The organism is Cellulomonas sp. KH9 (assembly GCF_900114185.1).
In the GTDB taxonomy this organism is placed as follows: Bacteria; Actinomycetota; Actinomycetes; order Actinomycetales; family Cellulomonadaceae; genus Cellulomonas.
Window position 1 is genome coordinate 163,678 of sequence record NZ_FOSE01000001.1, and the last position, 24,099, is coordinate 187,776.

General features: G+C 75.2%; 23 protein-coding genes. 16 read left to right on the top strand and 7 right to left on the bottom strand.

The window, feature by feature from the left end; translation table 11 throughout:
* Positions 1-74 precede the first annotated feature (74 nt).
* Together BMZ16_RS00755 and purB are read right to left on the bottom strand one after the other, a co-directional pair.
* Positions 75-929 (bottom strand): hypothetical protein, encoded by an 855-nt coding sequence (locus BMZ16_RS00755; protein WP_255366384.1) that lies wholly within the window; start codon positions 927-929, stop codon positions 75-77.
* Between the two features lie 206 nt (positions 930-1,135).
* Complete coding sequence (gene purB / locus BMZ16_RS00760; RefSeq protein ID WP_089797584.1) at positions 1,136-2,584, bottom strand: adenylosuccinate lyase; 1,449 nt, start codon at positions 2,582-2,584, stop codon at positions 1,136-1,138.
* Between the two features lie 378 nt (positions 2,585-2,962).
* On the opposite strand from purB, the gene BMZ16_RS00765 reads away from it, so the two are divergent.
* Positions 2,963-3,301 (top strand): hypothetical protein, encoded by a 339-nt coding sequence (locus tag BMZ16_RS00765; RefSeq protein WP_089797586.1) that lies wholly within the window; start codon positions 2,963-2,965, stop codon positions 3,299-3,301.
* Between the two features lie 274 nt (positions 3,302-3,575).
* Positions 3,576-3,944 carry a hypothetical protein gene (locus BMZ16_RS00770; protein WP_143082697.1) on the top strand — a complete coding sequence of 123 codons (369 nt, stop codon included), beginning with the start codon at positions 3,576-3,578 and terminating at the stop codon, positions 3,942-3,944.
* 399 nt (positions 3,945-4,343) lie between these two features.
* Here the strand turns inward: BMZ16_RS00770 and BMZ16_RS00775 are convergent, their stop codons facing one another.
* Positions 4,344-5,480 carry a class I SAM-dependent methyltransferase gene (locus BMZ16_RS00775; protein ID WP_089797590.1) on the bottom strand — a complete coding sequence of 379 codons (1,137 nt, stop codon included), beginning with the start codon at positions 5,478-5,480 and terminating at the stop codon, positions 4,344-4,346.
* A gap of 279 nt (positions 5,481-5,759) precedes the next feature.
* Between BMZ16_RS00775 and BMZ16_RS00780 the strand changes: the two genes are divergently transcribed.
* The 9 genes from BMZ16_RS00780 to BMZ16_RS00820 all read left to right on the top strand — a co-directional run bounded on the left by BMZ16_RS00780 (position 5,760) and on the right by BMZ16_RS00820 (position 16,408).
* Positions 5,760-7,097 carry an MFS transporter gene (locus BMZ16_RS00780; protein ID WP_089797592.1) on the top strand — a complete coding sequence of 446 codons (1,338 nt, stop codon included), beginning with the start codon at positions 5,760-5,762 and terminating at the stop codon, positions 7,095-7,097.
* The gene (locus BMZ16_RS19605) at positions 7,097-9,949 is read left to right on the top strand and encodes a DUF2804 family protein (RefSeq protein WP_255366385.1); all 2,853 of its coding nucleotides are present in this window, start codon (positions 7,097-7,099) and stop codon (positions 9,947-9,949) included. Before BMZ16_RS00780 ends, BMZ16_RS19605 begins: the two co-directional genes overlap by 1 nt.
* Before the next feature lie 109 nt (positions 9,950-10,058).
* The gene (locus BMZ16_RS00790) at positions 10,059-10,826 is read left to right on the top strand and encodes a DUF4129 domain-containing protein (RefSeq protein ID WP_143082698.1); all 768 of its coding nucleotides are present in this window, start codon (positions 10,059-10,061) and stop codon (positions 10,824-10,826) included.
* Entirely contained in the window at positions 10,823-11,389 is a 567-nt protein-coding gene (locus tag BMZ16_RS00795; RefSeq protein ID WP_089797596.1) for a hypothetical protein, read from the top strand. The genes BMZ16_RS00790 and BMZ16_RS00795 overlap by 4 nt, the downstream gene beginning before the upstream one ends.
* Complete coding sequence (locus tag BMZ16_RS00800; protein WP_089797598.1) at positions 11,386-12,366, top strand: AAA family ATPase; 981 nt, start codon at positions 11,386-11,388, stop codon at positions 12,364-12,366. The genes BMZ16_RS00795 and BMZ16_RS00800 overlap by 4 nt, the downstream gene beginning before the upstream one ends.
* Positions 12,367-12,458: 92 nt before the next feature.
* On the top strand, positions 12,459-13,742 hold the full coding sequence (locus BMZ16_RS00805) for a DUF58 domain-containing protein (protein ID WP_255366279.1): 1,284 nt from the start codon (positions 12,459-12,461) through the stop codon (positions 13,740-13,742).
* A complete protein-coding gene (locus BMZ16_RS19610; RefSeq protein WP_143082699.1) occupies positions 13,739-14,380 on the top strand; it encodes a hypothetical protein in 642 nt (213 codons plus the stop codon). The genes BMZ16_RS00805 and BMZ16_RS19610 overlap by 4 nt, the downstream gene beginning before the upstream one ends.
* 109 nt (positions 14,381-14,489) lie before the next feature.
* Positions 14,490-14,777 (top strand): hypothetical protein, encoded by a 288-nt coding sequence (locus BMZ16_RS00815; protein WP_089797602.1) that lies wholly within the window; start codon positions 14,490-14,492, stop codon positions 14,775-14,777.
* A complete protein-coding gene (locus BMZ16_RS00820; protein ID WP_089797604.1) occupies positions 14,768-16,408 on the top strand; it encodes a hypothetical protein in 1,641 nt (546 codons plus the stop codon). Before BMZ16_RS00815 ends, BMZ16_RS00820 begins: the two co-directional genes overlap by 10 nt.
* Here BMZ16_RS00820 and BMZ16_RS00825 read toward each other — a convergent pair.
* Positions 16,365-16,745 carry a phage holin family protein gene (locus BMZ16_RS00825; RefSeq protein ID WP_089797606.1) on the bottom strand — a complete coding sequence of 127 codons (381 nt, stop codon included), beginning with the start codon at positions 16,743-16,745 and terminating at the stop codon, positions 16,365-16,367. The two genes, BMZ16_RS00820 and BMZ16_RS00825, sit on opposite strands and share 44 nt — an antisense overlap.
* 119 nt (positions 16,746-16,864) lie before the next feature.
* Positions 16,865-18,157 (bottom strand): multidrug effflux MFS transporter, encoded by a 1,293-nt coding sequence (locus tag BMZ16_RS00830; RefSeq protein ID WP_089797608.1) that lies wholly within the window; start codon positions 18,155-18,157, stop codon positions 16,865-16,867.
* 85 nt (positions 18,158-18,242) lie between these two features.
* Here BMZ16_RS00830 and BMZ16_RS00835 point away from each other — a divergent pair, with 85 nt between their 5' ends.
* From BMZ16_RS00835 to BMZ16_RS19615, 3 genes are all read left to right on the top strand, one after another.
* Positions 18,243-18,731 (top strand): MarR family winged helix-turn-helix transcriptional regulator, encoded by a 489-nt coding sequence (locus tag BMZ16_RS00835; protein WP_089797610.1) that lies wholly within the window; start codon positions 18,243-18,245, stop codon positions 18,729-18,731.
* An 80-nt stretch (positions 18,732-18,811) separates the two neighbouring features.
* A complete protein-coding gene (hisC, locus tag BMZ16_RS00840) occupies positions 18,812-19,891 on the top strand; it encodes a histidinol-phosphate transaminase (protein ID WP_089797612.1) in 1,080 nt (359 codons plus the stop codon).
* A 55-nt stretch (positions 19,892-19,946) separates the two neighbouring features.
* On the top strand, positions 19,947-20,249 hold the full coding sequence (locus tag BMZ16_RS19615) for a DUF805 domain-containing protein (RefSeq protein ID WP_089797614.1): 303 nt from the start codon (positions 19,947-19,949) through the stop codon (positions 20,247-20,249).
* On the opposite strand, the gene BMZ16_RS00850 is transcribed toward BMZ16_RS19615, so the two are convergent.
* Together BMZ16_RS00850 and BMZ16_RS00855 are read right to left on the bottom strand one after the other, a co-directional pair.
* Positions 20,185-21,090: a cytochrome c oxidase assembly protein gene (locus BMZ16_RS00850; protein ID WP_089797615.1), complete on the bottom strand. Its 906-nt coding sequence runs from the start codon at positions 21,088-21,090 to the stop codon at positions 20,185-20,187. The genes BMZ16_RS19615 and BMZ16_RS00850 overlap by 65 nt on opposite strands.
* Positions 21,087-21,617 (bottom strand): DUF2243 domain-containing protein, encoded by a 531-nt coding sequence (locus BMZ16_RS00855; protein WP_255366280.1) that lies wholly within the window; start codon positions 21,615-21,617, stop codon positions 21,087-21,089. The genes BMZ16_RS00850 and BMZ16_RS00855 overlap by 4 nt, the downstream gene beginning before the upstream one ends.
* Positions 21,618-21,859: 242 nt before the next feature.
* Here BMZ16_RS00855 and pdhA point away from each other — a divergent pair, with 242 nt between their 5' ends.
* Positions 21,860-23,023: a pyruvate dehydrogenase (acetyl-transferring) E1 component subunit alpha gene (pdhA, locus tag BMZ16_RS00860; RefSeq protein ID WP_089797617.1), complete on the top strand. Its 1,164-nt coding sequence runs from the start codon at positions 21,860-21,862 to the stop codon at positions 23,021-23,023.
* Entirely contained in the window at positions 23,020-24,093 is a 1,074-nt protein-coding gene (locus BMZ16_RS00865) for an alpha-ketoacid dehydrogenase subunit beta (RefSeq protein WP_304441030.1), read from the top strand. The genes pdhA and BMZ16_RS00865 overlap by 4 nt, the downstream gene beginning before the upstream one ends.
* The last annotated feature ends 6 nt before the right edge of the window (positions 24,094-24,099 follow it).

Genomic DNA, 24,099 nt, shown 5'->3' on the forward strand with positions numbered 1-24,099 from the left:
GGGTTCGTGCCGGTATGTCCAGTGATGCTACGCGATGACCGGGCTTCGTGGGTGAAAATTCATCGACCAGATTCTCACGAGTGTGCCCAGTCCCGTGCCTGCGCCGCCGGACCGGGTGCCCACGTGTGCGGGACCACCTGGTTCGTCTCGATGTCCGTGAGCTCGGCGGCGTAGACGATCGCCTCGTACACGCCGGCCTCGACCCGGTCGAGGTGCAGCCGCTCGGCCCGCTCGATGTCGTCGCCCAGGTGCGAGATGCGCGCGACGACGTACCGCTGCGCGTCCTGCCACTGGTCGACCACCCGGACGGACAGGCCGTTCCACCGCGCCGTCAGGTCCAGCTCGAACAGCTCGGTGACGTCCTCACGGGCCACGCGCCGGTACCAGCGGCCCGACGGCGACTGGTGGAAGCCGGTCTCCGCGAGGGGCGGGTTCGCCAGGGCGAGCACCACGGTGTGGCCGCCGTCGACGACGTCCGCCTCGAGGTACGCGCCGTGCCACTTGGCGACGGGCCCGACGCACCGGGACAGCGACGCGAGCGCCGGCCGGGGTGCCCCCAGCTGCGTGACCGTCCAGCCGGTGCCGACGTCGCCGTAGCGCGCGAGCAGCGTGGACGTGCCGTCGTCGTGGACCCGGATGAGCTCGGCGCCCGGGGGGATGCGGGAGTGCCGCAGCCACCACAGCGGGACGATGTAGCCCGGCACGTCGCGGTACTGCAGCTGCGGTGACGACTCGAACCGCAGGATGTCGATGTACCGGTCGTACGGGCTGAACGGCGACCCGGGGTAGCCCAGGCCGTGCACCTCGAAGAGCTGGGCCGGAGTGGTCGCGAAGGCGACGTCCTCTGCGCGGACCACGTAACCGGCGATGCGGTCGTGACCCTGCGTGAGATGGGCGTGCGCCAGCGACGGTGTGATCGCCTTCTGCATCAGTGTCACGAGGGGGCTTCCTTGCCGGATCGGACGGAGGGGGAGGATTCCGACGACGCCGACGATTCTGACCCGCTTCAGGGCACATGTCCAGGTGTCGAAACGTCTCGACGGGGATCGCTCCCACTCCGGAGGCCCTCGTTCGGCTGAACGGGTGGCCTCTCCGGGGACGTATCGCCCCCGAACCGGACGAACCGGCCGCGATGCTACTCCAGGTGGGTGACCAGCGACGTCGCGAGTCCGGTGTACGTCGCGGGCGACAGGTTTCGCAGCCGCTCGGTCACGTCGGCGGGCAGCCCCAGGCCGTCGACGAAGTCCCGCATGTCCTGCGCCGTGAGCCGGTGGCCGCGCGTGAGCTCCTTGAGCCGCTCGTACGGGTTGTCCATGCCCGGGACGCCCGCGACGGACGCCGCGCGCATCGCCGACTGCACCGCCTCGCCCAGCACCTCCCAGTTGGAGTCCAGCTCGCGGGCCAGCAGCGCCTCGTCGACCGACAGGGCCCGCAGCCCGCGCCGCACGTTGTCGATCGCGAGCAGCGAGTGCCCGAACGCGGGGCCGATGTTGCGCTGCGTCGTGGAGTCCGTCAGGTCGCGCTGCAGCCGGCTGGTGACCAGCGTCGAGGCGAGGGTGTCGAGCAGCGCGCACGAGATCTCGAGGTTCGCCTCGGCGTTCTCGAAGCGGATCGGGTTGACCTTGTGCGGCATGGTTGACGAGCCCGTCGCACCCGCCACGGGGATCTGCGTGAACACGCCCCGGCTGATGTACGTCCACACGTCGGTGGCCAGGTTGTGCAGCACCCGGTTGAAGCGCGCGACGTCGGCGTACAGCTCGGCCTGCCAGTCGTGCGACTCGATCTGCGTGGTCAGCGGGTTCCACGTCAGGCCCAGGTGCTCGACGAACGTGCGCGAGACCACCTGCCAGTCCGCGTCGGGGACCGCGGCGAGGTGCGCCCCGTACGTGCCCGTCGCGCCGTTGAGCTTGCCGAGGTACTCGTCGCCCTCGATGCGGCGCAGCTGGCGGCGCAGGCGGTGCGCGAGGACGGCGAGCTCCTTGCCGAGCGTCGTCGGGGTCGCCGGCTGACCGTGCGTCAGCGCGAGCATCGGGACGGCCGCGTGCTCGGCGGCCATGGCCGCGACCTCGTCGACGAGCGCGACCGCCGCCGGGAACCACACCTCGCGCACCGCGCCCCGGACCATCAGCGCGTAGGACAGGTTGTTGACGTCCTCGCTGGTCAGCGCGAAGTGCACGAGCTCGTTGACCTGCGGGAGCACCGTGTCCGGGCGCAGCGCCTCGGGGGCCGCGGCGATGCGGCGCTTGAGGAAGTACTCGACGGCCTTCACGTCGTGGACCGTCGTGCGCTCGATCTCCGCGAGCTCGGCGATCTCGTCGGCGCCGAACGTCGCGACGACGTCGCGCAGGTACTGCTGCTCGTCGGGCGCCAGCTCCGGGGCGCCGGGGACCACGGCGTGCGACGTCAGGTGGATGACCCACTCGACCTCGACCTCGATGCGCGCCCGGTTGAGCGCCGCCTCCGACAGGTGGTCCACCAGCGGCGCGACCGCCGGGCGGTAGCGGCCGTCGAGCGGGCCGAGCGCGATCGGCGGGGTGACGTCGGCGAGGGGGACGCGGGGGGTGGGGGCGTCGTCGAGCGGCATGGGGCCAGTGTTCCAGAGGGCGACGGCGAGGTGTGCGGGGCGTCCGGAAGGGTGGGGAGCGCGTCTGCCGCGGGCTCGCGCTGGGCCGGACGGGTGGTGGCACTGCTCCGATCTGCCCGGATCACACCCGAAAGAGTGAATTGTTTGTGAACGTCGGCGACTCGAGTTGCGACGTCGCTAACTTCCTGCGCCGACGCACCCGTCCTCGGGGTGGATGCACAAGCAGCCGACGAGCGTGACCGTCGACGTCGAGGGCCCCGCGGGCGTGAGCGACAAGGGAAAGCCCACCTACCGCAGCTTCCATGTCACTCACCGCAGTCGCTACTTCTGAGCCACCCGCGATCGACGGAGTCTGGACCGAGCAGCAAGGAGGAGCGCGTGTTCGAGAACCGTGCGGGGCGGGTGCTCGGGGCCGAAGGTCGCGAGGTCGGCACGGTGTACCTGGAGGAGGAGGAGCTGCGCCGGCGGAGTACGCCGCGGTGGTGGGGCGTCCTCGGGGGTTGGGTGGTCGAGCCGGCGATCCACCAGCACTACTGGTCGTCGGACGGCTCCATCTACGAGGACGCGATCGTCTACGGCGAAGGGCTTCGCCGCTCGGTGGGTCTGTGGAAGGCGTCGCAGGTCGAGGTGGACGGTGTGATCCGCCCCGTGCGCTGGGCCACCATCGCCGAGTCAGAGGAGGTTCGGGCGTGGATGGAGGGGCGCGCACAGGACTAGGTGTTCGTCACGACCCGGCGAGCAGCCGCACGACGCGCCCGTCGACGGCCGCCCACGCGCTGCACCGCAGGCACGCCGAGACGGCCGTCGGCGAGCCATGCTCCATGTGCGGGGTCGAGACCGAGCGGAGTGCGCGATCAGTCAAGGGAAAGCCAAGACCATCAGGCAGGTCGAGCAGGACCACCTTCAGGCGAGGTCCCGTGACGTAACAATTCGCCATGGAATCGACGTGAGATATGCGCCAGATGCAACAACGGCAAGGGGGCAAAATAGGATGTTCGGCATCGGTTCGGCACGCACGCCGCGCTCGAAGGAGGTGGTGACGACTTCCGCCGAGGTCCTCGAGGTTGGACGTACCGTGACGTTCGTGGCGCGGCGGAGTGGCAGCTGGGTGTACCTTTCCGGCCACGAGACCGACGACTCGGAACCTCTGGCGGTGCACTTCAGCCATCTGGCAGGTGTCGATCCCGGCCTGGTCACGTTGCGTCTGCGAAGGTGCCACTACGCCTTGAGGTACGACGCGGGAGCCCCGTGGCACGCCTTCGGGCCCGTCGAGGACGACGAGATGGACCGGCTCCTGGAGACGGGCGTTGTCGACGCACAACGAGCAGACATCGTCGCTGGGTCGGGGGACGGCGCCTGATGAGGTGTCGCGGCTGACGAGGTCGGTGACGGGCGAGTCGACGGCCGTCCGATGCCCGGTGGCACCGTCGCGTCACGCGAAGTTGAATGATGTAGCAAAGCCACGAGGATGCTGCTGGGGGGAGTGCCGGGAGGCAAACTTGAATCCAGGGCGAATCAAGTGGAGACGTTCTGATGAGGCACGCGCCCCGTCGTCATGTTCTGGTGCGGGCGCCCCGTCACGCCTGCGACGTCCTGGAGCGCCTGTTTCCATCGCCAGCAGACGCGGGGCGGAGAGAGATTTTGGCGGACCGGCCGCTATCAGCGAATCAGGCGAGCGGGTGCCGATCACGCAGGGCGGGCCCCGTCCCCATCGGGCGCAGCAGGCGGGCGGCGGCGGCGGCGGCGAACAGCCTTCTTCTCATCCTCGCGTCGACACCGTCACCGTGAACTTCGGGTCCCGCCCGACCTGCCGCGTCGGGCCCACGACCTGCTCGAGCGTCGGTCGGTAGTGCAGGTGCGAGTTCCACACCGCCCACAGCTCGCCGCTCGGGCGCAGGACGCGTGCGGCGTCCGCGAACAGCGTGCGCGCGACCGCGGGCGCGACCGCGGCGCCGACGTGGAACGGCGGGTTGAGCAGCACGAGGTCGACGCTCGCGTCGGGGATCTTCTCGGTCCCGAGGGCGCGCGTCACGGTCACCCGGTCGGCGACGCCGTTCGCCTCGACGGTCGCGCGTGCGGACGCGACCGCGGCGGCGGACTCGTCGGTCGCGACCACCGTCAGACCGGGTCGCGACCGGGCGAGCGCGACGGCCAGGACGCCCGTGCCGCATCCGAGGTCGACGGCGGTGCCCGTGGTCTGCGGGACCTCGTCGAGGTGGGCGAGCAGCGCGCGCGTCCCGATGTCGATGCTCGTGCCGGCGAACGCGCCGCCGTGCGCGCACACCACCAGGCCGTCGTGCTCGGCCCATGCGTGCGTCGCGCGGTCGGGCCAACGCCGCGTCGGGCGCTCGGCCGCGGGGCGCGGGGACGAGGCCACCAGCACCCGTGACTTCTGCCGCGCGAGCCGCGCCTCGACCACCGCGAGGTGCCGTCCGAGGACGTCGTTCATCGCGGTCGTCATGTGCTTGACCCGCCCGCCGGCGACGACGACGACCGCCGGGTCCGCGTGCTCCGCGACGAGCGCCGCGACCTCGTCGAGCGCGTCGAGGGATCGCGGCAGCTGCAGCAGCACGACGCGGGCGCCCGCCACCAGGTCGGCGGTCAGCCCGTGCTCCGTGAACCCGCCGATCCCCAGGCGCTCGGCGTTCTCGCGCAGGGCCAGCTCACCGGTCAGGCGGTCCTGGTGGGTGCGGACCCCCGTGACGGCGAAGCGGCTGACGGCGCCGAGCGTCAGCGCGCCGTACCGGTCACCGACCACCACGACGCTCCCGTCGGGCGCACCCGTCAGCAGCGGCGCGGCCTCGTCGAGGACCAGCCGGTCCGTCGCGTCGACGGCGTAGAGGTTCGGCGCCTCGAGGTCGGGGTGGCGACGCAGGTCGTCGAGGACGTCGCTCATCGAGGGCACCGTGCGGGGATCACCTGATCGAGGCTAGCAACGGCCCAGCCGCGGGTGACCACTGGTCACTTGGGAGGGGTTCGGAGGCGCCGAGGTGCTCCCACGTGACCAGTGGTCGAGAGCTGGGGGCGGCGGGTGCTCCCGAGTGACCAGTGGTCACCGGTGCGGCGCGCACCGGCAGGGTGCCCCGCGCCGCCACCCGGGTGAGGTGCGCACCCCGTCGGCGCGGCGCGTGCGGGGGTCGTCGGGCCCGACGTCCTCCCTGGTTACAGTCGCGCCGTGCAACGGAGCCACACGGGCCGTCGGCTGTGGGTCTGGGTGGTCCTGCTGGGGCTGACCGGACAGCTCGCCTGGACGGTCGAGAACATGTACCTCAACGTGTTCGTCCACGACACGATCACGGACTCCCCGGCGGTGCTGGCGACGATCGTCGCGGCGAGCGCCGTGGCCGCGACGGCGGCGACGCTGCTCGCCGGGGCGTGGTCGGACCGGGTGGGCCGGCGGCGCACGTTCATCGCCGGCGGGTATGTGCTGTGGGGCGCGAGCACGGCCGCGTTCGGGCTGGTCGGCGTCGACACCGCGGCGTCCCTGGCGCCCGCGCTCGACGCGGTCGTCGTCGCGGTCGTCGGGATCGTGCTGCTCGACTGCGTCATGAGCGTGTTCGGGGCCACCGCCAACGACGCGGCGTTCAACGCGTGGGTCACGGACACGACCGACGCGTCCAACCGCGGCCGGGTCGACGGGGTGCTCGCGACGCTGCCGCTGCTGGCGATGCTGCTGGTGTTCGGCGCGCTCGACCCGCTGACGCGCGACGGCCGCTGGTCGGTCTTCTTCGCGGTCGTCGGCGGCGCCACGGTGGTGGTCGGTGTCGTCGCGTGGTTCGGGCTGAAGGAGGCACCGACGCCGCGCCCCGGGGGCACCTATCTCGCGAGCGTCGTGCACGGGCTGCGCCCCAGCACCGTGCGCGCGCAGCCGCGGCTGTACGTCGCGCTGTCGGCGTGGGCGGTGCTCGGCACCAGCACGCAGGTCTTCATGCCGTTCCTCATCATCTACGTGCAGCGGTACCTCGACATCGACGGGTACCCGGTCGTGCTGGCGTCGGTGCTGCTGGGCGCCGCGGTGGTCAGCGTGCTGGGCGGGCGCGTGCTGGACCGCGTCGGGCCGCACCGCGCGATCCTGCCGGTCGCTGCCGTGTACGCCGTCGGGCTGCTGCTGATGTTCCCGGCGCGCGGGATGCTCGCGGTCATCGGTGCGGGGATCGTCATGATGTCCGGGTTCATGCTGGGGGTCGCGGCGGTCTCCGCCACGGTGCGCAACCTGACCCCGCCGGACCGTGCGGGCCAGGTGCAGGGCCTGCGGATGGTGTTCGCCGTGCTGATCCCGATGGTCGTCGGCCCGTTCCTGGGCGCGGCCGTGATCGTGGGCGCCGACGAGACGTACGTCGACCTGGGCGTCGTCAAGCAGGTGCCGACGCCGTGGATCTTCGTCGCGGCGGCGGTCGTCGCCCTGCTCGTCGTCGTCCCCGCGCGGCGGCTGCGTGACGCGCCCGTGCCCGTGCCCGCGCCCGTACCCCTGGCCGTCCCCGACGAGACCCCTGACGTGGAGGTGCCCTCGTGATGACACCGTGGGGCGAGACCCTGGACCCCGACGCGATCCTCGCGGGCCCCACTGCGATCCTCGCGGCCCCCGCTGCGATCCTCGCGGAGCACCCGCGCCCGCAGCTGGTGCGCGACTCCTACCTCAACCTCAACGGCCGCTGGGACCACGCGTTCACGCACGCGACCGACGAGGAGCGCCCGCAGGTGTGGGACGGGCCGATCCTCGTCCCGTTCTCGCCCGAGGCGCCGCTGTCGGGCGTCGGCCGCACGCTGCAGCCCGACGAGGCGCTCTGGTACCGGCGGACGGTCACCCTCCCCGAGGGGTTCGTGCGCGACCGCGTGCTGCTGCACCTCGGTGCCGTCGACCAGGACGCGCAGGTGTGGGTCGACGGCACCGACGTCGGCGGGCACCGTGGCGGGTACCTGCCGTTCACGCTCGACGTGACGGACGCGCTCGCGGACGGCGACGAGCACGAGGTCGTCGTGCGGGTCCGCGACGTCACCGACACGTCGTACCGCAGCCGCGGCAAGCAGAAGCTCGAGCCGGGCGGCATCTGGTACACCGCGCAGTCGGGCATCTGGCAGACCGTCTGGCTCGAGTCCGTGCCGGCGCGGTGGGTGGACCGGCTCGTCCTCACCCCGGACCTGACGACCGGCGAGGTCGAGGTGACGGTCGTGCCCGGCGGGGTGCCGGCCGGCGACGACGCCCCGGACGGGACGGCGCAGGTCGTCGTCCGCGCCGACGGCCGCGAGCTGGCCCGCGCCACGGTCCGCTCCGGCGTCCCGACGCGCATCGCCCTCGGCCCCGACGTGCGCCGGTGGTCCCCCGACGACCCCTTCCTCCACGACGTCGAGGTCACCCTGGGCGACGACCACGTGACCAGCTACGTCGGCATGCGCTCGTTCGGCGTCGGGCCTGACGCGCACGGGCGCACGCGCCTGCTGCTCAACGGCGAGCCGTACCTGCACGCGGGTCTGCTCGACCAGGGCTACTGGCCCGACGGGCTGTACACGCCGCCGTCGGACGCCGCGATGGTCCACGACATCCGCACCGCCAAGGACCTCGGGTTCACGATGCTGCGCAAGCACATCAAGGTCGAGCCGCTGCGCTGGTACCACCACTGCGACCGGATCGGGATGCTCGTCTGGCAGGACATGGTCAACGGCGGGCGGACGTACCACCCGGTCGTCGTCACGGCGCCCGTGCTGACGCCGCTGCGGCTCGACGACTCCCGGTACCGCGCGTTCGGCCGGCAGGACCCCGAGGGCCGCGAGGAGTTCCTCGCGGAGGTCGACGCGACGGTCGAGCTGCTGCGCAGCGTGCCGTGCGTCGCGCTGTGGGTGCCGTTCAACGAGGGCTGGGGGCAGTTCGACGCCGCCGCCGTGGCCGCGCGCGTGACCGCGCTCGACCCCACGCGACCCGTCGACCACGCGTCGGGCTGGCACGACCAGGGCGCGGGCGACGTCGTCAGCCGGCACGTCTACTTCCGCCCCTACCGGCTGTCGCGCGCCGACGCCGCCGACCCGCGCGCCGCGGTGCTCTCCGAGTACGGCGGGTACTCCTACCGTGTCCCGGGGCACACCTGGTCCGACAAGGAGTTCGGGTACCGGCGCTTCCGCGACCGCGACGCCTTCGAGCGCGCCTACCTGCGGCTGCAGCACGAGCAGGTCGGGCCGGCGGTCGACGACGGGCTCGCGGCGTTCGTCCACACCCAGCTCGCGGACGTCGAGGAGGAGACGAACGGGCTGATGACGTACGACCGGCGGGTCCTCAAGGTGGACGCCGACGCCGTGCGCACGTCGAACCTGCGGCTGCGCGCCCGCCACGACGCGGCCGCCGGCGTGGCTCCCGCCCGCCCGGTGCGCGTCACCGAGCGTGAGATCACCGCCCCCGTGAGCCTCACGCTGCCCGACGGCCGCTTGAACCCCGACGCGGTCGGCTGGACGCGCACACCGCTGGTGACGACCGACGGCATCGGCCGCGGCCCGCGCGGGCTGGGCCGCAACAAGCGGTGGGAGTACTGGGCGGTCACCACCCCGACGCACGTCGTCGCGCTCGTGACCTCGGCGATCGACTACGCCGCCGTCCACGGCATCTGGGTGCTGGACCGGCGGACGGGGACCGCGGTGTCGCACGACGCGATCGGTGCCCTCACCGGGTCGGTGCGGCTGCCCGGGACCCTCGGACGCGGGAAGGTCCGCACCAGCACGCGCCAGGTGAAGATCGCGATCGACGAGGTGCCCGGCGGCACCCGGCTGCGGGCCGTGGGGCCGCGCGTGCGGGTCGACGTCGTCGCGCACCGGCCCGACGGGCACGAGTCCCTGGGTGTCGTCGTGCCCTGGTCCGACACCCTGTTCCAGTACACCGTCAAGGACGTCGCCCGCCCCGCCACGGGCACGGTGCGGGTCGACGGGATCACGTCCGACGTGCCCGCCGGGGAGTCGTGGGCGACCCTCGACCACGGCCGCGGCCGCTGGCCGTACGACGTGCGCTGGAACTGGGGAGCCGGGTCGGGGGTCACCGACGGGCGGGTCGTCGGCCTGCAGGTGGGCGGACGGTGGACGGACGGCACGGGGTCGGTCGAGAACGCGCTCGTCGTCGACGGCCGCCTCACCAAGATCAGCGAGGAGCTGGTCTGGGAGTACGACCGGGACGACTGGCACGCGCCGTGGAGCGTCACCGGCACGGACGTCGAGCTCACCCTCACGCCCTTCCACCTCAAGCAGTCCGCCACCGACCTGAAGGTCTTCGCGTCCCGCACGTCCCAGTGCTTCGGCCACTGGTCGGGGCGCGTGCGCGACGAGACGGGGACGTGGGTGCAGGTCCGCGACGTCGTCGGCTGGGCGGAGGACGTCCACAACCGCTGGTGACGCACGCCGCCGCGGCCGCCGGGGTGGTGCTGCGCCCCGTGGGACGGTCACCGGTTAGCCTGGCCGCGCCGTCCACCGTCGGGCGGCACCCCACCCCCGGAGGTCCTCGGTGCCGACCCGCTCCACCGCTGCGGTGACGGCGCTGTCCGCCCTGCTGGTGGTGCTGGCGGTGCTCGCGGCCGCGGTCGGCGGGCCGCTGTCGTTGGCGGGTCGCGGCGGCGAGGTGCCGGTGCCCACCGACACGCCGTCCGTCGAGGTGGTGACCGCCTCGCCCGCGCCGAGGCCCCCGGACCTCGACGACGTGACCACGACGTTCGAGTGGGTCGACGGGATCGTCCGCGCGCTGCAGGTCCTCGCCGCGCTCGCCGGCGTCGTCGTGCTGGTGCTGGTGGTGCGGTACCTCGCGCGGGGCTGGCGCCTGGACCGGCCCGCCGGCGACGAGGACGACGCGCCCGCGGGCGACGAGACCGACGACGAGCTCAGCGACACCGCCGTGGCCGCCCTGCGCGAGGGGGTGCGCGCGGCGAGCCGCGCCCTGGAGGACGACGTGCCACCCGGCGACGCCGTGATCGGCGCGTGGGTGGCGGTGGAGACCGCCGCGGCCCGCACCGGTGTGGTCCGCGACCCGGCGGAGACGGCCGGTGAGCTCACCGTGCGCGTGCTCGGCGCCACCCGCGCCGACCCCACGGCCACGCGCGCGCTGCTGCGGCTGTACCTGTCCGCGCGGTACGGCACGCACGGCGTCGACGCGGACGACGTGCGGCGCGCCCGCGACCTGCTGACGGTCGTGGGGCAGGGGCTGGTCCCGCGCGAGGACGGCGCGGGTGAGGACGACGCGGGCCGCGAGGACGCGACGGACCGGGAGGCCGCCCCGTGACCGCGCCGCGCCCGCTGCTCCGGGCGGCGTGGGACACCGCCTGGCGGCCGCTGGCCGTCGGCGCCGCCGTCGGTGTGCTGGCGTGGGCGCTGGGCATGCGGACGCCGTCCGCGCTGGTCCTGGGCCTGGCGGCCGCGACCCTGGCGGCGGTGCTGCAACGGGTCGACACGCTGCCCGAGCCGCGCCCGGCCCGCCGCGCGCAGGCCGCGCGCGACGGCGGGCGCGGCGAGGTCCTCGACGTGGCGTGGTCCATGGTCGGCCGCGACGGCCGCGTCACCGAGCGCGCCCTGCGCCCGCTGCGCGCCGCCGGCGCACGCCGCGTCGCACGCCACGGGCTGGACCTGACGGACGACCGGCAGGCCGACGCGCTCACCGGGCTGCTGGGCCGACGCGCGTACGGGACCCTCACCCGGCGGGGCCACCCGACCCCGACCGTCGGGGACCTGACGCACACGCTCGGCGTGCTCGAGCGGCTCGGTGCCACGCGGTCGCGCACGACCGCCCCCCACGACCCCCCGGCCGCCGACGCGCGGCCCGCCCCCGACCCGAGGAGCCCCCGATGACGCCGACCCCCGCGCCGCTGCCCGTCGCCGACGTCGCCCGCAGCGGCCGTGCCGTGCTCGACGAGGTCGCCACCGCCGTCGTCGGGATGGGCGGCCCGCTGCGCGTGGCGCTCGCCGCGGTGCTGGCCGGGGGGCACGTGCTGTTCGAGGACGTGCCCGGCCTGGGCAAGACCCTCGCGGCGCGCAGCCTGGCGACCGCGCTCGGCCTGGACTTCCGTCGCATCCAGTGCACGCCGGACCTGCTGCCGTCGGACGTCACGGGCTCGTCGGTGTACGACCCGGCCACGGCCGAGTTCACCTTCCGCCCGGGGCCCGTCTTCGCCGGGCTGCTGCTGGCCGACGAGATCAACCGCACCGCCCCCAAGACGCAGTCCGCGCTGCTGGAGGCGATGGCCGAGCGGCAGGTGAGCGTCGACGGCACCACGCACCGGCTGCCCGCGCCGTTCCACGTGGTCGCCACCTCCAACCCCGTCGAGTACGAGGGCACCTACCCGCTCCCCGAGGCGCAGCTCGACCGGTTCATGGTGCGTCTGGCCGTCGGGTACCCCGGGCGGGACGCCGAGGTCGACGTGCTGGCCCGGCGCCTCGCCCGGCGCGAGGAGGGCGCGTCGGTGCGGCAGGTCGTCGACGTCGCCACCCTGCTGGCCATGCAGGCGGGCGTCGAGGCCGTCGCCGTGGACCCCGACGTGCTCGCGTACTGCGTGGACCTGGCCGCCGCGACGCGCACCCACCGCGCGGTCGAGGTCGGGGCGTCACCGCGCGGGTCGCAGGCGCTGGTGCTGGTGGCACGCGCGCTCGCGGTGCTCGACGGCCGCGACCACGTCACGCCCGAGGACGTCAAGGAGGTCGCCGCGCCCGCGCTCGCGCACCGGCTGTCCCTCACGCCGCAGGCGTGGGCCGCGGGCCTGGCCCCCGGGACGGTGGTGCAGGAGGTGCTCGCGCAGGTCGCGGTGCCGACGACGGCCCGCCGCGCGTGAGCCTGCCGGAGCCGCCCCCCGCGCGGCCACCCACGTGGGGGCAGGACCCGGACCCGTCCCCGGCTCCCGCCGCGACGGGGCGGTGGACGCCCGTGCGCGCCGCGACGTGCGCCTCGGCCGCGTGCCTCGTCGTGCTGCTGCTAGGGGTCCTCGCGGGGCGTCCGGACGCCGCCGTGCTGGGCGTCGCGCCGCTGCTGCTGGCCGTGCGGGCACTGCACGGACGCCCCGCCGGGCCGGTGCGGGCCAGGTTCGAGGCCGGCGACGTGGACGACGACCCCGACGCGCGCGGCGGCGGGGGCCGGCTGCACGCCACGCTGCGCCTCGAGGGCCCGGGGCGGTGGGCCGCCGTCACCACGACGCGCCAGGGGCGCCGCGGCACCGAGGTGCTGGTGCGTCTGGCGGACGAGCGCCGGCTGCCCGTGGTGGCCCGCACCGTGCGCACCGGGCCGCAGGAGGTCGCGACCGCGGTCGTGCAGGGCGTCGGGCTCGACGGTGCGTCGGTCGCCGAGCCGACCCCGCCGGTCACCCGCAGCACCGTGGTGCTCCCCGCGACGACCCCGCTGCTGGACCTGCCGCTGCCGAGCAGGCTGCGCGGGCTCACCGGCCCGCACGAGTCGCGCCGCCCCGGGGAGGGCGGCGGGCTGCGCGACGTCCACCCGTGGGCGCCCGGCGACCGGCTGCGCCGCATCGACTGGCGCGTGACCGCCCGCCGCTCGCCCGACCTGCGCGAGCTGTACGTGCGCCGCGAGCACGCGCAGGCCGAGGCCGTCGTCGTGCTCGTCGTCGACTCCCGCGACGACGTCGGCCCGGACCCGCGCACGTGGCGCGGGTCGGTCGCGCCCCGCCCGCAGGACGCGACGTCGCTGGACCGTGCACGGCAGGCTGCCGCGTCGCTGGCCCGCGCGTACCTGGCCGCCGGTGACCGTGTCGGCCTCGACGACCTGGGCGTGCGCCGCCGCCCCGTGCCCCCCGGCGGCGGACGCCGGCAGCTCGACCGCATCCGGCACGCGCTGGCGCTCACGGCCCCGGAGGGGGAGCCGGCGGCACGGCTGCGCCCGCCGCGTCTGCCGTCCGGTGCGCTCGTCGTGGTGTTCTCCACCTTCCTGGACGACGAGTCGGCGGCCGTCGCGGCCCGCTGGCGGACCGCCGGGCACCGCGTGGTCGCGGTCGACGTGCTGCCGCGCCTGCGGGCGTCGGGCCTGTACGACCGCGAGCGCCTCGCGCTGCGGATGATGACGCTGACCCGCGAGGACCGGATGGCCGAGCTGGCCGACCAGGACGTCGAGCTGGTGACGTGGCGCGACGAGCCCGCGGTCGCGCTGCGGGTGCTGGCCCGTCGCGCGCAGCGGCGCGCCGGGGCGGGGGTGGCACGGTGAGCGCGCGGTTCGGCTCCGAGGGGTTCGGGGCGTGGGTGCTGGACCGGATCGGCCCGACGGCGCGCGCACCGCGCGGGCGCGGCGAGCAGCCGGAGGTCACCGTGCGGACCGGTCCGGCCGTGCCCGCGGCCGCCGTGCGGGCGGTGCTCGCGCTGGCCGCGGTGGCGGCCGCCCTCGTCGCGGGCACGATGCCCGGCGGGGTGGTGCCGCCCGGGGTCCTCACGCTGCTGGTGGTGGTCGCGCTCGCGCCCGCGGTGGTGCCGCGCGCGCCGGTGGCGGCGCTCCTGGTGCTGGTCGTGGGGGTGCGGGTGCTGCTCGCCGACCCGGCGTCGCCGCTGGTGCTGGCGGTGCTCGTGCTGGCCCTGCACGTGGTGCTGCGGCTCGCGGCCGTCGTCGCCCGGGTCGGGTGGCGGGGGCGGATCGAGGTCGCGGTCCTCACGGACGACCTGCGGGCGGCGGTGGCGGTGCAGGTCGGTGCGCAGGCGCTGGCGCTGCTCGCCGGGGCGGTGCTGGGTGCCGGGGGTGCCGCGGGCACCGGTGGCTGGCACGTGGTCGGGATGCTGGCGGTCGTCGGGCTGGCCGCGACCGCGATGGTCCGGCCGGTGCGGCCGTGGTGGCGGGGGCAGCCGGACGCGTAGCGGTGGGCCCCGGGCGCCCACCCGACCCCAGCACCACCGCAGGGCGGCTCCGTCCCCGGGCCGCCTCGTCGCCCTGCCGCCGCCCTGCGCGGCGCCCTAGCGTCGCGGCATGTCGACGACGGTCATCGAGTCCGCGCTCGCGGACGTGCGGGCGCACCTGGCGGCCGCGCAGGTCGTGGTGGTGGGCGCGAGCGCCGTCACGTGGACGGGCGCGGCGGCCGACGCGGCGGACGGACGACGGACCGCGCTGCTCGCCGCGGTGCGCACCTGCCGGGCGGCGCTCGACGACGCCGACCGGCTGCTGGCGGCCGTGCGGCGCGCCGAGCGGCAGTGCGTCCTCCCGGCCCCTCTCGCGACCGGCGCACCGGTCGGTGGGACGGTGCCGCCGTGGGGGTGAGGGACGGGCTCTCGCTCACGCTCGACGGCCACGGGCACGTGCTGGTCGACCCGGGCGAGCTGCAGGAGGCCGCCGCCCGGCTGCGCGGCGCGGCGGAGCGGCTGGACACGGCCGACGTGCGCCTCGGGTCGGCCGCGTGGCGGGCGGGTGACCTGGCGGCGGCGCTCCCGGAGGCGCACGCGCTCGCCGACGCCCTGGCGACGCTGCGGCGGGCGGTGCACGGGCCGGCCGGTCTGGCGGACGACGTGCGGGACCTGGCGAGGCGCAGCACCGACGCGGCGGCCGCGTACGACCTGGCCGAGACGGACGCCCAGGCGCGATGGTCCGCGGTCGTCGGCGCCCTGGGGTTCGCCGTCGCCGTCGGGCCGTTCGGTCCCGCGGCGCTGCTGACGGCCGCCGCGGGGGTCGCGGTCGGGGACCTGCTGCTCGCCGAGGCGCGCGACCTCGCGCTCGCGCCGGGGGGCCGGACGTCCCCGGGCGACGCGGCGGCGGAGCTCGCCGACCTCGCGGACGTCCCCCGGCGGATCGTCGCGGACGGCCGCGGTGCCCTCGTCCTGCAGCTGCTGGCGGCCGCGCTCGGGTCCGTCGCCGGGGCGTCCGGACCGCAGCTCGACCCCGTGCGGCGGTTCTCGGCCCTCGTCGCGGGGCTCCTGCCGGCGCGGGACGTGCGGCTGGTGCCCCGGGCGGACCCGCCCCGGCTGCCGGCGCCCCGCGGCGTCGAGGGGCTCGTGGACCTCGCCGCGCGCACGTACGACGAGGGGACCGGCACCGGGGAGCCGGGCACGCCCCTGGCGACGGTCACGGTGCAGCGCCTCGACCACGCGGACGGCAGCCGGTCCTGGGTCGTCGCCGTGCCCGGTACGCGGGCCGCGGGGCTGACCGGTGACGTGCCGACCGACAACGGCACCAACCTGGCGCTCGAGGGCGGGGTGCCGGACGTCATGACGCGCGCCGTGCTCGCGGCGATGGCCGGTGCGGGCATCGGCGCCGACGAGCCCGTCGCGCTGGTGGGGCACAGCCAGGGCGGGATGGTCGCCACGAACGTCGCGGCGGTCACCGCGGGCGCGTACGCGGTGCGGCTCGTGGTGACCGCCGGGTCGCCCGACGTGCCGGCCGCGCCGCCGCCGGGCGTCGCGACCGTCACGCTGCGGCACCGCGAGGACGCGGTCTCCCTGCTGGACGGGCGGGTCGGGGAGCGCGGCGGACCCGGGACGCTGTCCGTGGTGCGGGACCTCGCGGCCACCGGCGGACCGGTGCGGCCGTCGTTCAGCGAGGCGCACGCCGTGGCCGGCTACGTGCGCACGGGTGCCCTGGTCGACCAGGCGCTGGGGGACGTGCCGGCGGGCGACCCGGTGCGTCGGGCGCTCGCGGACGTGCTGGGGGACGCCCCTGCCCGCACGACGACGTCACAGGTCACGGTCACGACGGGCTCGTCCGAGGTCCCGGCGGCCCCCGGCGGGCTGCCGGTCCCGCCGGTGGTGCGCCCGGCCCCGCCCGCCGCACCCGACGGCGCGTTCGGGGCACCGGCGGCGTGGCCGCCGCCCACCCGCGACCTGCTCACGCAGGCCGCCGGGCTCGGCGGGGCCGTCAGCGCCGGTCCGACGACGTCATCGACGACAGCACGAAGCTGACGACGGAGATGATCAGCGCACCGAGGATCGCGGTGCCGAAGTCGTTGATCCGCAGGCCCCAGTCCGTCTGCTCGGTGATCCACTCGGTGAGCAGCAGCATCAGGGCGTTCACGACGAGGGTGAACAGGCCCAGGGTGAGGATGTACAGCGGCAACGACAGGAGCGCGACGATCGGCTTGACGATCGCGTTGACGATCCCGAAGACGAGCGCCACGGCGAGGATGATCCCGACCGTCTGGGTCGTCGTCTCACCACCGACGACGACCAGCCCGGGCAGGATCAGGGTGGCCAGCCAGATGGCGACCCCGTTGATGAGCACGCGGACGACGAATCCCATGCTCCGATGGTGCACCCTGCGCCGCGTTTCCACAGGTCGGCGCGGCCGCGCGGTCCGCGTCGTGTCGCGGCGGACGCGGGGTCGGGTCGGTGGCCGCGTCGGGCGTCCCGGGGTCCCCCTCAGCGACCGACGGCGGCGGTGGCCGGCGTGCCGTCCCCGACCGGACCGTCCTCGAGCACACCGGGCGCCGCGGTCACCGCGGCGGGAGCCCCACGCGTCAGGACGACGAAGGACAGCGCGGCCAGGGCCGCGGAGACGACCATCGCGATCGCCATGGGGACCGCCGTCAGCTCACCCCGCAGGCCGACCAGCGGCGCGACGACGGCGGCGAGGGCGAACTGCAGGAAGCCGAGGAACGCCGAGCCGGTGCCGGCGTGCCGGCCCGCCTGACCCAGGGCCAGCGCCGTCGCGTTGCCGAAGACGAGCCCGAACGACCCCTGGAAGACGGCGAGGAGGACCAGGGTGGGGGCCGTCGGGACGCCCTGGAGCGCGGTCACGAGCAGACCCGCGGCCGCGAGGCCGGCCGCGGTCAGGCCGGTGCCGATCATCACGCGGTAGGGCACGCGACCGGCGAGCGCGGCGGACACCGCACTGGTGGCGGTGATGGCCAGCGCGTTGAGCGCGAACACGAGCGAGAACTGGCCCTCGGAGAGCCCGATGATGTTCTGGACCACGAACGGCGAGGCCGAGATGTACGCGAAGAGCCCGGCGAACGAGAAGCAGAACGTCAGGACGTAGCCGGTGTAGTACCGGTTCGCGAGCACCTGGCGGGCGGTGGTGAGCGTCGCGCCGACGCCGCCGCGCGTGCGCTGGTCACGCGGCAGGGTCTCCCGCGCCCACAGCGCGGCGCCCCCGAGCATGAGCAGCACGAGCGCCGCGACCACCCAGAACACCAGCCGCCAGCCGGACTGCGCGACGATCAGGCCACCGGCGAGGGGGGCGACGACCGGGGCGACCACGCTCACGATCATGAGCACCCCGAGCAGCTTCGCGGCGGCGGGGCCACGCGAGGTGTCGGAGATGACCGCACGGGCGAGCACGACGCCGGCGGCGCCGCCGAGCCCCTGCAGGAACCGCGCGCCGGTGAGCACCTCGACGGTGGGCGCGAGCGCGCACACCACGCTCGCGAGCAGGCACAGGGCCGTACCCGCGAGGAGGGGCCGGCGGCGCCCGATCCCGTCGGACAGCGGGCCGATGACGAGCTGACCGAGCCCGAGGCCGACGAGGAAGGCGGTCATCGTCAGCTGGATCCCGCTGGCGGTGGTGCCGAGCTCGGCCGCCATCGCCGGGAACCCGGGCAGGTACATGTCGATCGAGAGCGGGGCGACGGCGGTGAGCAGGGCGAGGACCGCGACGAGCGCGGGACCCAGGGGCAGGGCGGGGCGGGCGGGGGCGTCGGCGGACGCGGGCATGGTCGACCTCTCGGACGTGGTGGGGGACCCGGGAACATTAGATACATGAACATATGTATGTCAAGATATGAGTTAGGATCGGCGCATGGCGACAGCGCGGTCACGCACGGGCGGCCCCTCGGCGGGCAGGGCCGCGTCGACCGACGTCACCGCCGTGCTGCGCGACCTCGCCTGGACCATCCACCGCCGCAGCCCGCAGGTCGCGGGGATCGAGCCGCTGCCCACCACCGAGCTCGCCGTGCTCATGCACGTGCTGGAGTCGCCCGGGCTGTCGGTGGGGGAGGTCTCGCGCCACCTCGGTCTGCGGCAGAGCAACACGAGCGCCGCGCTGCGGACGCTGGGCGAGCGGGGCCTCGTGGCCCGCGAGCCCGACCCCGACGACCGTCGCGTCACCCGGCTCGTCCCGACCGAGCGCGCGCGGGTCGAGCACGAGGCCGTGGCAGAGGCGTGGGTCGGCCCGGTCGTCGAGGCGGTGGGCGAGCTCCCACCGTCCGACCTCGCCGCGCTCGAGGCGGCGGTCCCCGCGCTCCTCGCTCTCGACCGCCGCCTGCGCGCCCACCAGCCCGCCCCCTGACACCACCGGGACCGCGCCCCCGCGGCCGGTCGGTCCGGTCACTCCGCGGCGCACGGCGCGGCCGGCCGGCTCGCGGTGGCATGCTGACGGGCGTGAGCCGCGTCCCCCTCCGCCGTGCCCTCGCCGACCTGCCCGCGTACGTGCCGGGCGCCCGCGCCGCCGTCGGGGCGGCCGCGTACAAGCTGTCGTCGAACGAGAACCCGTACCCGCCGCTGCCGTCCGTGGTCGCCGCGATCGCGGACGCCGCCGTCGACGTCAACCGGTACCCGGACATGTACGCCACGGAGCTGACCGAGGCGATCGCGCACCGCCTCGCCGTGGTGCCCGCGTCCGTGGTCGCAGGGACCGGCTCGGTGGCCGTCCTGGGCCACGTCCTCACCGCGGTGTGCGAGGCCGGCGACCAGGTCGTGCTGCCCTGGCGGTCGTTCGAGGCCTACCCGATCGCGGTGACGCTCGCCCACGCCGAGCAGGTGCGCGTCCCGGTGCTGCCCGACGGTCGTCTCGACCTGCCGGCGATGGCGGCTGCCGTCACGGACCGCACACGCGTGGTCCTGGTGTGCACGCCCAACAACCCCACGGGCCCGGCCGTGCGCGACGCCGAGCTGCGGGACTTCCTCGCCGCGGTGCCGCGCGACGTGCTCGTGGTGCTCGACGAGGCGTACGTCGAGTTCGTGCGGGACGCCCAGGCGCCGGACGCCCTCGCCCTGTTCGCGGAGCACCCGAACGTCGTGCTGCTGCGCACGTTCTCCAAGGCGTACGGGCTCGCGGGCCTGCGTGTCGGGTACGCCGTGGCCCGCCCTCGGCTGGCCGCGGCGATCCGGACGGCCTCGACGCCCTTCGGGGTCTCGCACGTCGCCCAGCTCGCGGCGCTCGCGTCCCTGCGCGCGGAGCGCGAGCTGCTCGTGCGGGTCGAGGCGATCGTCGCCGAGCGCACCCGCATGCTCGCCGGTCTGCACGCGCAGGGCTGGGCGGTGCCCGACAGCCAGGCCAACTTCGTCTGGCTCGCGCTGGGCGACCGCACGGTCACGTTCGCGGAGCGCTGCGCCCGCGCCGGTGTGCTGGTCCGGCCGTTCGCGGGCGACGGCGTGCGCGTGAGCGTCGGCGAGCGCGAGGCGACCGACATCTTCCTCGAGGTGGCGCAGGAGCACGCGCCCCGCTGACGGGTGCGCGGCGTTCCGGTCGCCGTCCCTCGGTGCCCGCAGCACCATGGGAGGCATGGACACCGTGCTGACCTGGGTACCGGCGGCCGTCGACACGTCGGACGCCACCGAGACCGCGACGGAGTGGACCGACTGGCTCGCGGGCAGCGTCGGGCTGGCCGTCGTCCTCACCGTGTACGTGGTGATGCTGATCGCCTACGTGCGGATCATCCAGAAGGCCGGGTACTCCGGCTGGTGGGTGCTGGTGGGCCTGGTCCCCGTGCTCAACCTCGTGATGTTCCTGGTGTTCGCGTTCAGCCGGTGGCCGGTGCTCCAGGAGAACGAGCGGCTGCGGTCGCTGGGACGCTACTCGCCGTGACCCGCCGAGCCGTGCCACCCGCCCGTCGCGCACCGGCGCGGTACCAGGCGGCCAGCACGGCCACCGCCAGCAGCACCTCGGCGACGTCCCCGCCGTAGTACATCCACTGCGCCGCGACCTCGACGTCGCCCGGCGGGTGCACCGCCCCGGGCGGCAGCCGGTCCGCGTGCGCGTACAGCAGCTTGGCGAGCGCGGCGTGCGCGCCCCCGGCGACCACCAGCACGACGAGGCGCGTCGCGGTCCCCGGCCGGCGCGGTGCCGGGTCGGGCCCCGCGAGCGCCCACGCGAACAGGTACCCCGCCGCGAGGACGTGCACGTGCACGGCGACGTGGGCCGCGGTGGACCGGGTCGTCAGGGCGTACAGCGGCGTCAGGTAGAGCACCGCGACGCCGCCGACGTGCAGCACGGCCGCCGTCACCGGGTGCGACAGGACGTGCACGGGCCGTGCCGCGAGCACGCCCCCCACGACCCGTCGCACCCCGGGGGTCGCCACGCGCAGCAGCAGCGTCACGGGGGCCGCCAGCACGAGCGCCAGGGGGGCGAGCATGCCGACCAGCAGGTGCTGCACCATGTGCCGGCTCGCGTCGCCGGGCACGACCGCGAGCACGGGGGACAGCGCCACGGCCACCAGCGCGCACCCGGTCACCCAGGCGCCCGTGCGGTGCCCCGGCCACGGTCGCAGCACGCGGCGACCGTGCTGCCGGGCCGCCAGCACGTACCCGGCGACCAGGGCGGCGGCGAGCAGCGCGGCCGCCACGGCGTCCGGTCCCCATGCGGCCGCGGTGGTGCCGTGCCCCGCGTGCGCGAGCACGGCGGGGTCCGGCGCCGTGCCCGGTGTCATGCGTCCCGCCCCGGCGTCCCGCCTCCCGTCGTGCCCCCGGACGCCCGGCTCCCCGACGGGCCGCCCCCCTCCGGTGCCGCGCGCCGCGCGGACGCCCACACCGCGGCCCCCGCCAGCAGCAGGACGACGGCGCTCGCGGTCCACGCCAGGTCGTAGGGGAGCAGGTCGACGCCGTACCGGATCTGGTGCACCCGCAGCAGCTTGTGGTCGACCACCGCGTCGAACAGCTGGAACCCGCCGGCCCCGAGCAGGACGCCGGCCCAGGCGGCCCGCACCACCAGCGCACCGCGTCGTCGCAGGTCACCGAGCAGGAAGAACCCGGCGACGAGCGCGAGGAGCTCGGCGGCGTGCAGCAACCCGTCGGACAGCAGCGCCAGGTCCGGGGTGCCGCGGTCGTAGAAGTGGTGCCAGGCGAGCACCTGGTGGAACACGATCTCGTCGACCGCGGCCATGACGCCGGCGCCGACGAGGCCCGCGGCGGCGGCGGAGCGGCGGCGCGCCGCGGGGGCGGTGAGGTCAGGGGTCACGGCACCTCCCGGGGTGGTCGACAGCCCCGAGGGTGGCCGATCGCACCGGTGCCCGCCACCGCTGCGACGTCACGTGCGGCCGGGGTGTCGCAGTGCAGGGCCTCCGCGGCTCGGGCAGGCTGCCGAGGGTGTGGGGATCCGACAAACACGTCGCACCAGCGTTGTCGGGACCTCCCCGGCGGAACCTACGCATCCGTAGCCTACGCTGACGTAGGTTCGCACCCCAGGCGAAGGAGAACCGCGTGAGCACGACCGTTCCCGCGGCCGAGGGACCCCTGACCGACGAGGGCCTCGTCCAGCTGCTCACCCCGACCGGCGAGCGCGTGCACCACCCCGAGTACGACGCGTGGGCCGCCGACCTCGACGCCGACCGCCTGCGTGCGATGTACCGCGACATGGTGCTCACGCGGCGGTTCGACACCGAGGCGACGTCCCTGCAGCGGCAGGGGGAGCTGGGCCTGTGGGCGCAGTCGCTCGGCCAGGAGGCGGCCCAGGTCGGCTCCGGCCACGCGCTCGCCCCGCAGGACCACGTGTTCCCGTCGTACCGCGAGCACGGCGTCGCGCACGTCCGCGGCCTGGAGATGACCGACCTGCTGCGGCTCTTCCGCGGCGTCGACCACGGTGGCTGGGACCCGGCCGCGCACGGCTTCCACCTGTTCACGCTGGTCATCGGCTCGCACACGCTGCACGCGACCGGGTACGCGATGGGCGTGCAGCGCGACGGCCTCGTCGGCACCGGTGACCCGACCCGCGACACCGCCGTCGTCACGTATTTCGGCGACGGTGCCACCGCCCAGGGCGACGTCAGCGAGGCCCTGGTCTTCGCGTCGGTCAACCAGGCGCCGGTCGTGCTGTTCTGCCAGAACAACCAGTTCGCGATCTCGGAGCCGACGACGCGCCAGGCCCGGGTGCCCATCGCCGACCGCGCCCCGGGCTTCGGCATCCCGTCCGTGCGCGTCGACGGCAACGACGTGCTCGCGTCGTACGCGGTGACGCGCCAGGCGCTGGAGCGCGCCCGCAGCGGCGGCGGCCCGACGTTCGTCGAGGCCTTCACGTACCGCATGGGCGCCCACACCACGTCGGACGACCCGACCCGCTACCGCACCTCGGAGCAGGAGGAGCGCTGGCGTCGACGCGACCCGATCGAGCGGCTGCGGGTGCACCTGGAGCGCACGGGCGAGCTGCCCGAGGTCTTCCAGGCGCAGCTCGCCGCGGAGTCCGACGCGTTCGGCGAGCACATCCGCACCACCGTCCGCGCGATGGGGCACCCGGCGTCGCCGAGCATGTTCGAGCACGTCTACGCCACGCCGCACGCCGTCGTCGACGCCGAGCGGGCCTGGTTCACGCAGTACGAGCAGTCGTTCGTCGACCACGACGGCCGCGAGACGGCAGGGGGACACCGATGACCGTGACGGGCGAGCGCACCGCACCCACGACCGACCTGCCGCCGGCACCCGCCCCGGCGCCGTTCCCGACCGGCACCCAGCGGCTGCCGATGGCCAAGGCCCTCAACCTCGGGCTGCGACGCGCGCTGGCGAACGACCCGCGCGTGCTGCTCATGGGGGAGGACATCGGGCGGCTCGGCGGGGTCTTCCGCGTCACCGACGGGCTGTTCGCGGAGTTCGGCGAGGACCGCGTCGTGGACACGCCGCTGGCGGAGTCCGGCATCGTCGGCACCGCGATCGGCCTGGCGCTGCGCGGGTACCGGCCGGTGTGCGAGATCCAGTTCGACGGGTTCGTCTTCCCGGCGTTCGACCAGATCACGACCCAGCTGGCCAAGATGCACTACCGCTCGCGGGGGCGTCTGAGGCTGCCCGTCGTCATCCGCATCCCCTACGGCGGCGGCATCGGCGCCATCGAGCACCACAGCGAGTCGCCCGAGGCGCTGTTCGCGCACACGCCCGGCCTGCGGGTCGTGTCACCGGCGACGGCGGCCGACGCGTTCACGATGATCCAGCAGGCCGTCGCGTCGCCCGACCCCGTGATCTTCTTCGAGCCCAAGGGCCGGTACTGGGAGAAGGGCGACGTCGACCTCGACGCGCCGCTGCCGGCGCCGCACGGCGGCCCGGCCGACCTCGACCACGCGCGGGTGGTACGCCCGGGCACGGACGTCACGGTCGTCGCCTACGGCCCGACGGTGGCGACCGCGCTGAAGGCCGCCGCGGCCGCCGCGGCCGACGGCACGAGCATCGAGGTCGTCGACCTGCGCACCATCTCCCCGCTGGACACCGCGACGATCGCCGCCTCCGTGCGCCGCACGGGCCGCTGCGTCGTCGTGCACGAGGCGCCCGTGCTCTACGGGTCGGGCGCCGAGGTCGCGGCCCGCATCACCGAGGAGTGCTTCTACCACCTGCAGGCCCCCGTGCTGCGTGTCGGCGGGTTCCACACCCCGTACCCGGTCTCCAAGATCGAGCACGACTACCTGCCCGGGCTCGACCGGCTGCTCGACGCCGTCGACCGCACCCTCGCGTTCTGACCCCTC

What these genes read in the sequence shown, in the direction of transcription:
- hisC (WP_089797612.1), top strand. Translation starts at nt 18,812, where the DNA reads ATGCTGACGGGCGTGAGCCGCGTCCCCCTCCGCCGTGCCCTCGCCGAC.
- BMZ16_RS19615 (WP_089797614.1), top strand. Translation starts at nt 19,947, where the DNA reads ATGGACACCGTGCTGACCTGGGTACCGGCGGCCGTCGACACGTCGGAC.
- BMZ16_RS00755 (WP_255366384.1), bottom strand. Translation starts at nt 929, where the DNA reads ATGCAGAAGGCGATCACACCGTCGCTGGCGCACGCCCATCTCACGCAG.
- BMZ16_RS00830 (WP_089797608.1), bottom strand. Translation starts at nt 18,157, where the DNA reads ATGCCCGCGTCCGCCGACGCCCCCGCCCGCCCCGCCCTGCCCCTGGGT.
- BMZ16_RS00850 (WP_089797615.1), bottom strand. Translation starts at nt 21,090, where the DNA reads ATGACACCGGGCACGGCGCCGGACCCCGCCGTGCTCGCGCACGCGGGG.
- BMZ16_RS00775 (WP_089797590.1), bottom strand. Translation starts at nt 5,480, where the DNA reads ATGAGCGACGTCCTCGACGACCTGCGTCGCCACCCCGACCTCGAGGCG.
- BMZ16_RS00835 (WP_089797610.1), top strand. Translation starts at nt 18,243, where the DNA reads ATGGCGACAGCGCGGTCACGCACGGGCGGCCCCTCGGCGGGCAGGGCC.
- BMZ16_RS00815 (WP_089797602.1), top strand. Translation starts at nt 14,490, where the DNA reads ATGTCGACGACGGTCATCGAGTCCGCGCTCGCGGACGTGCGGGCGCAC.
- BMZ16_RS00865 (WP_304441030.1), top strand. Translation starts at nt 23,020, where the DNA reads ATGACCGTGACGGGCGAGCGCACCGCACCCACGACCGACCTGCCGCCG.
- purB (WP_089797584.1), bottom strand. Translation starts at nt 2,584, where the DNA reads ATGCCGCTCGACGACGCCCCCACCCCCCGCGTCCCCCTCGCCGACGTC.
- BMZ16_RS19605 (WP_255366385.1), top strand. Translation starts at nt 7,097, where the DNA reads ATGACACCGTGGGGCGAGACCCTGGACCCCGACGCGATCCTCGCGGGC.
- BMZ16_RS00800 (WP_089797598.1), top strand. Translation starts at nt 11,386, where the DNA reads ATGACGCCGACCCCCGCGCCGCTGCCCGTCGCCGACGTCGCCCGCAGC.
- BMZ16_RS00825 (WP_089797606.1), bottom strand. Translation starts at nt 16,745, where the DNA reads ATGGGATTCGTCGTCCGCGTGCTCATCAACGGGGTCGCCATCTGGCTG.
- BMZ16_RS00770 (WP_143082697.1), top strand. Translation starts at nt 3,576, where the DNA reads ATGTTCGGCATCGGTTCGGCACGCACGCCGCGCTCGAAGGAGGTGGTG.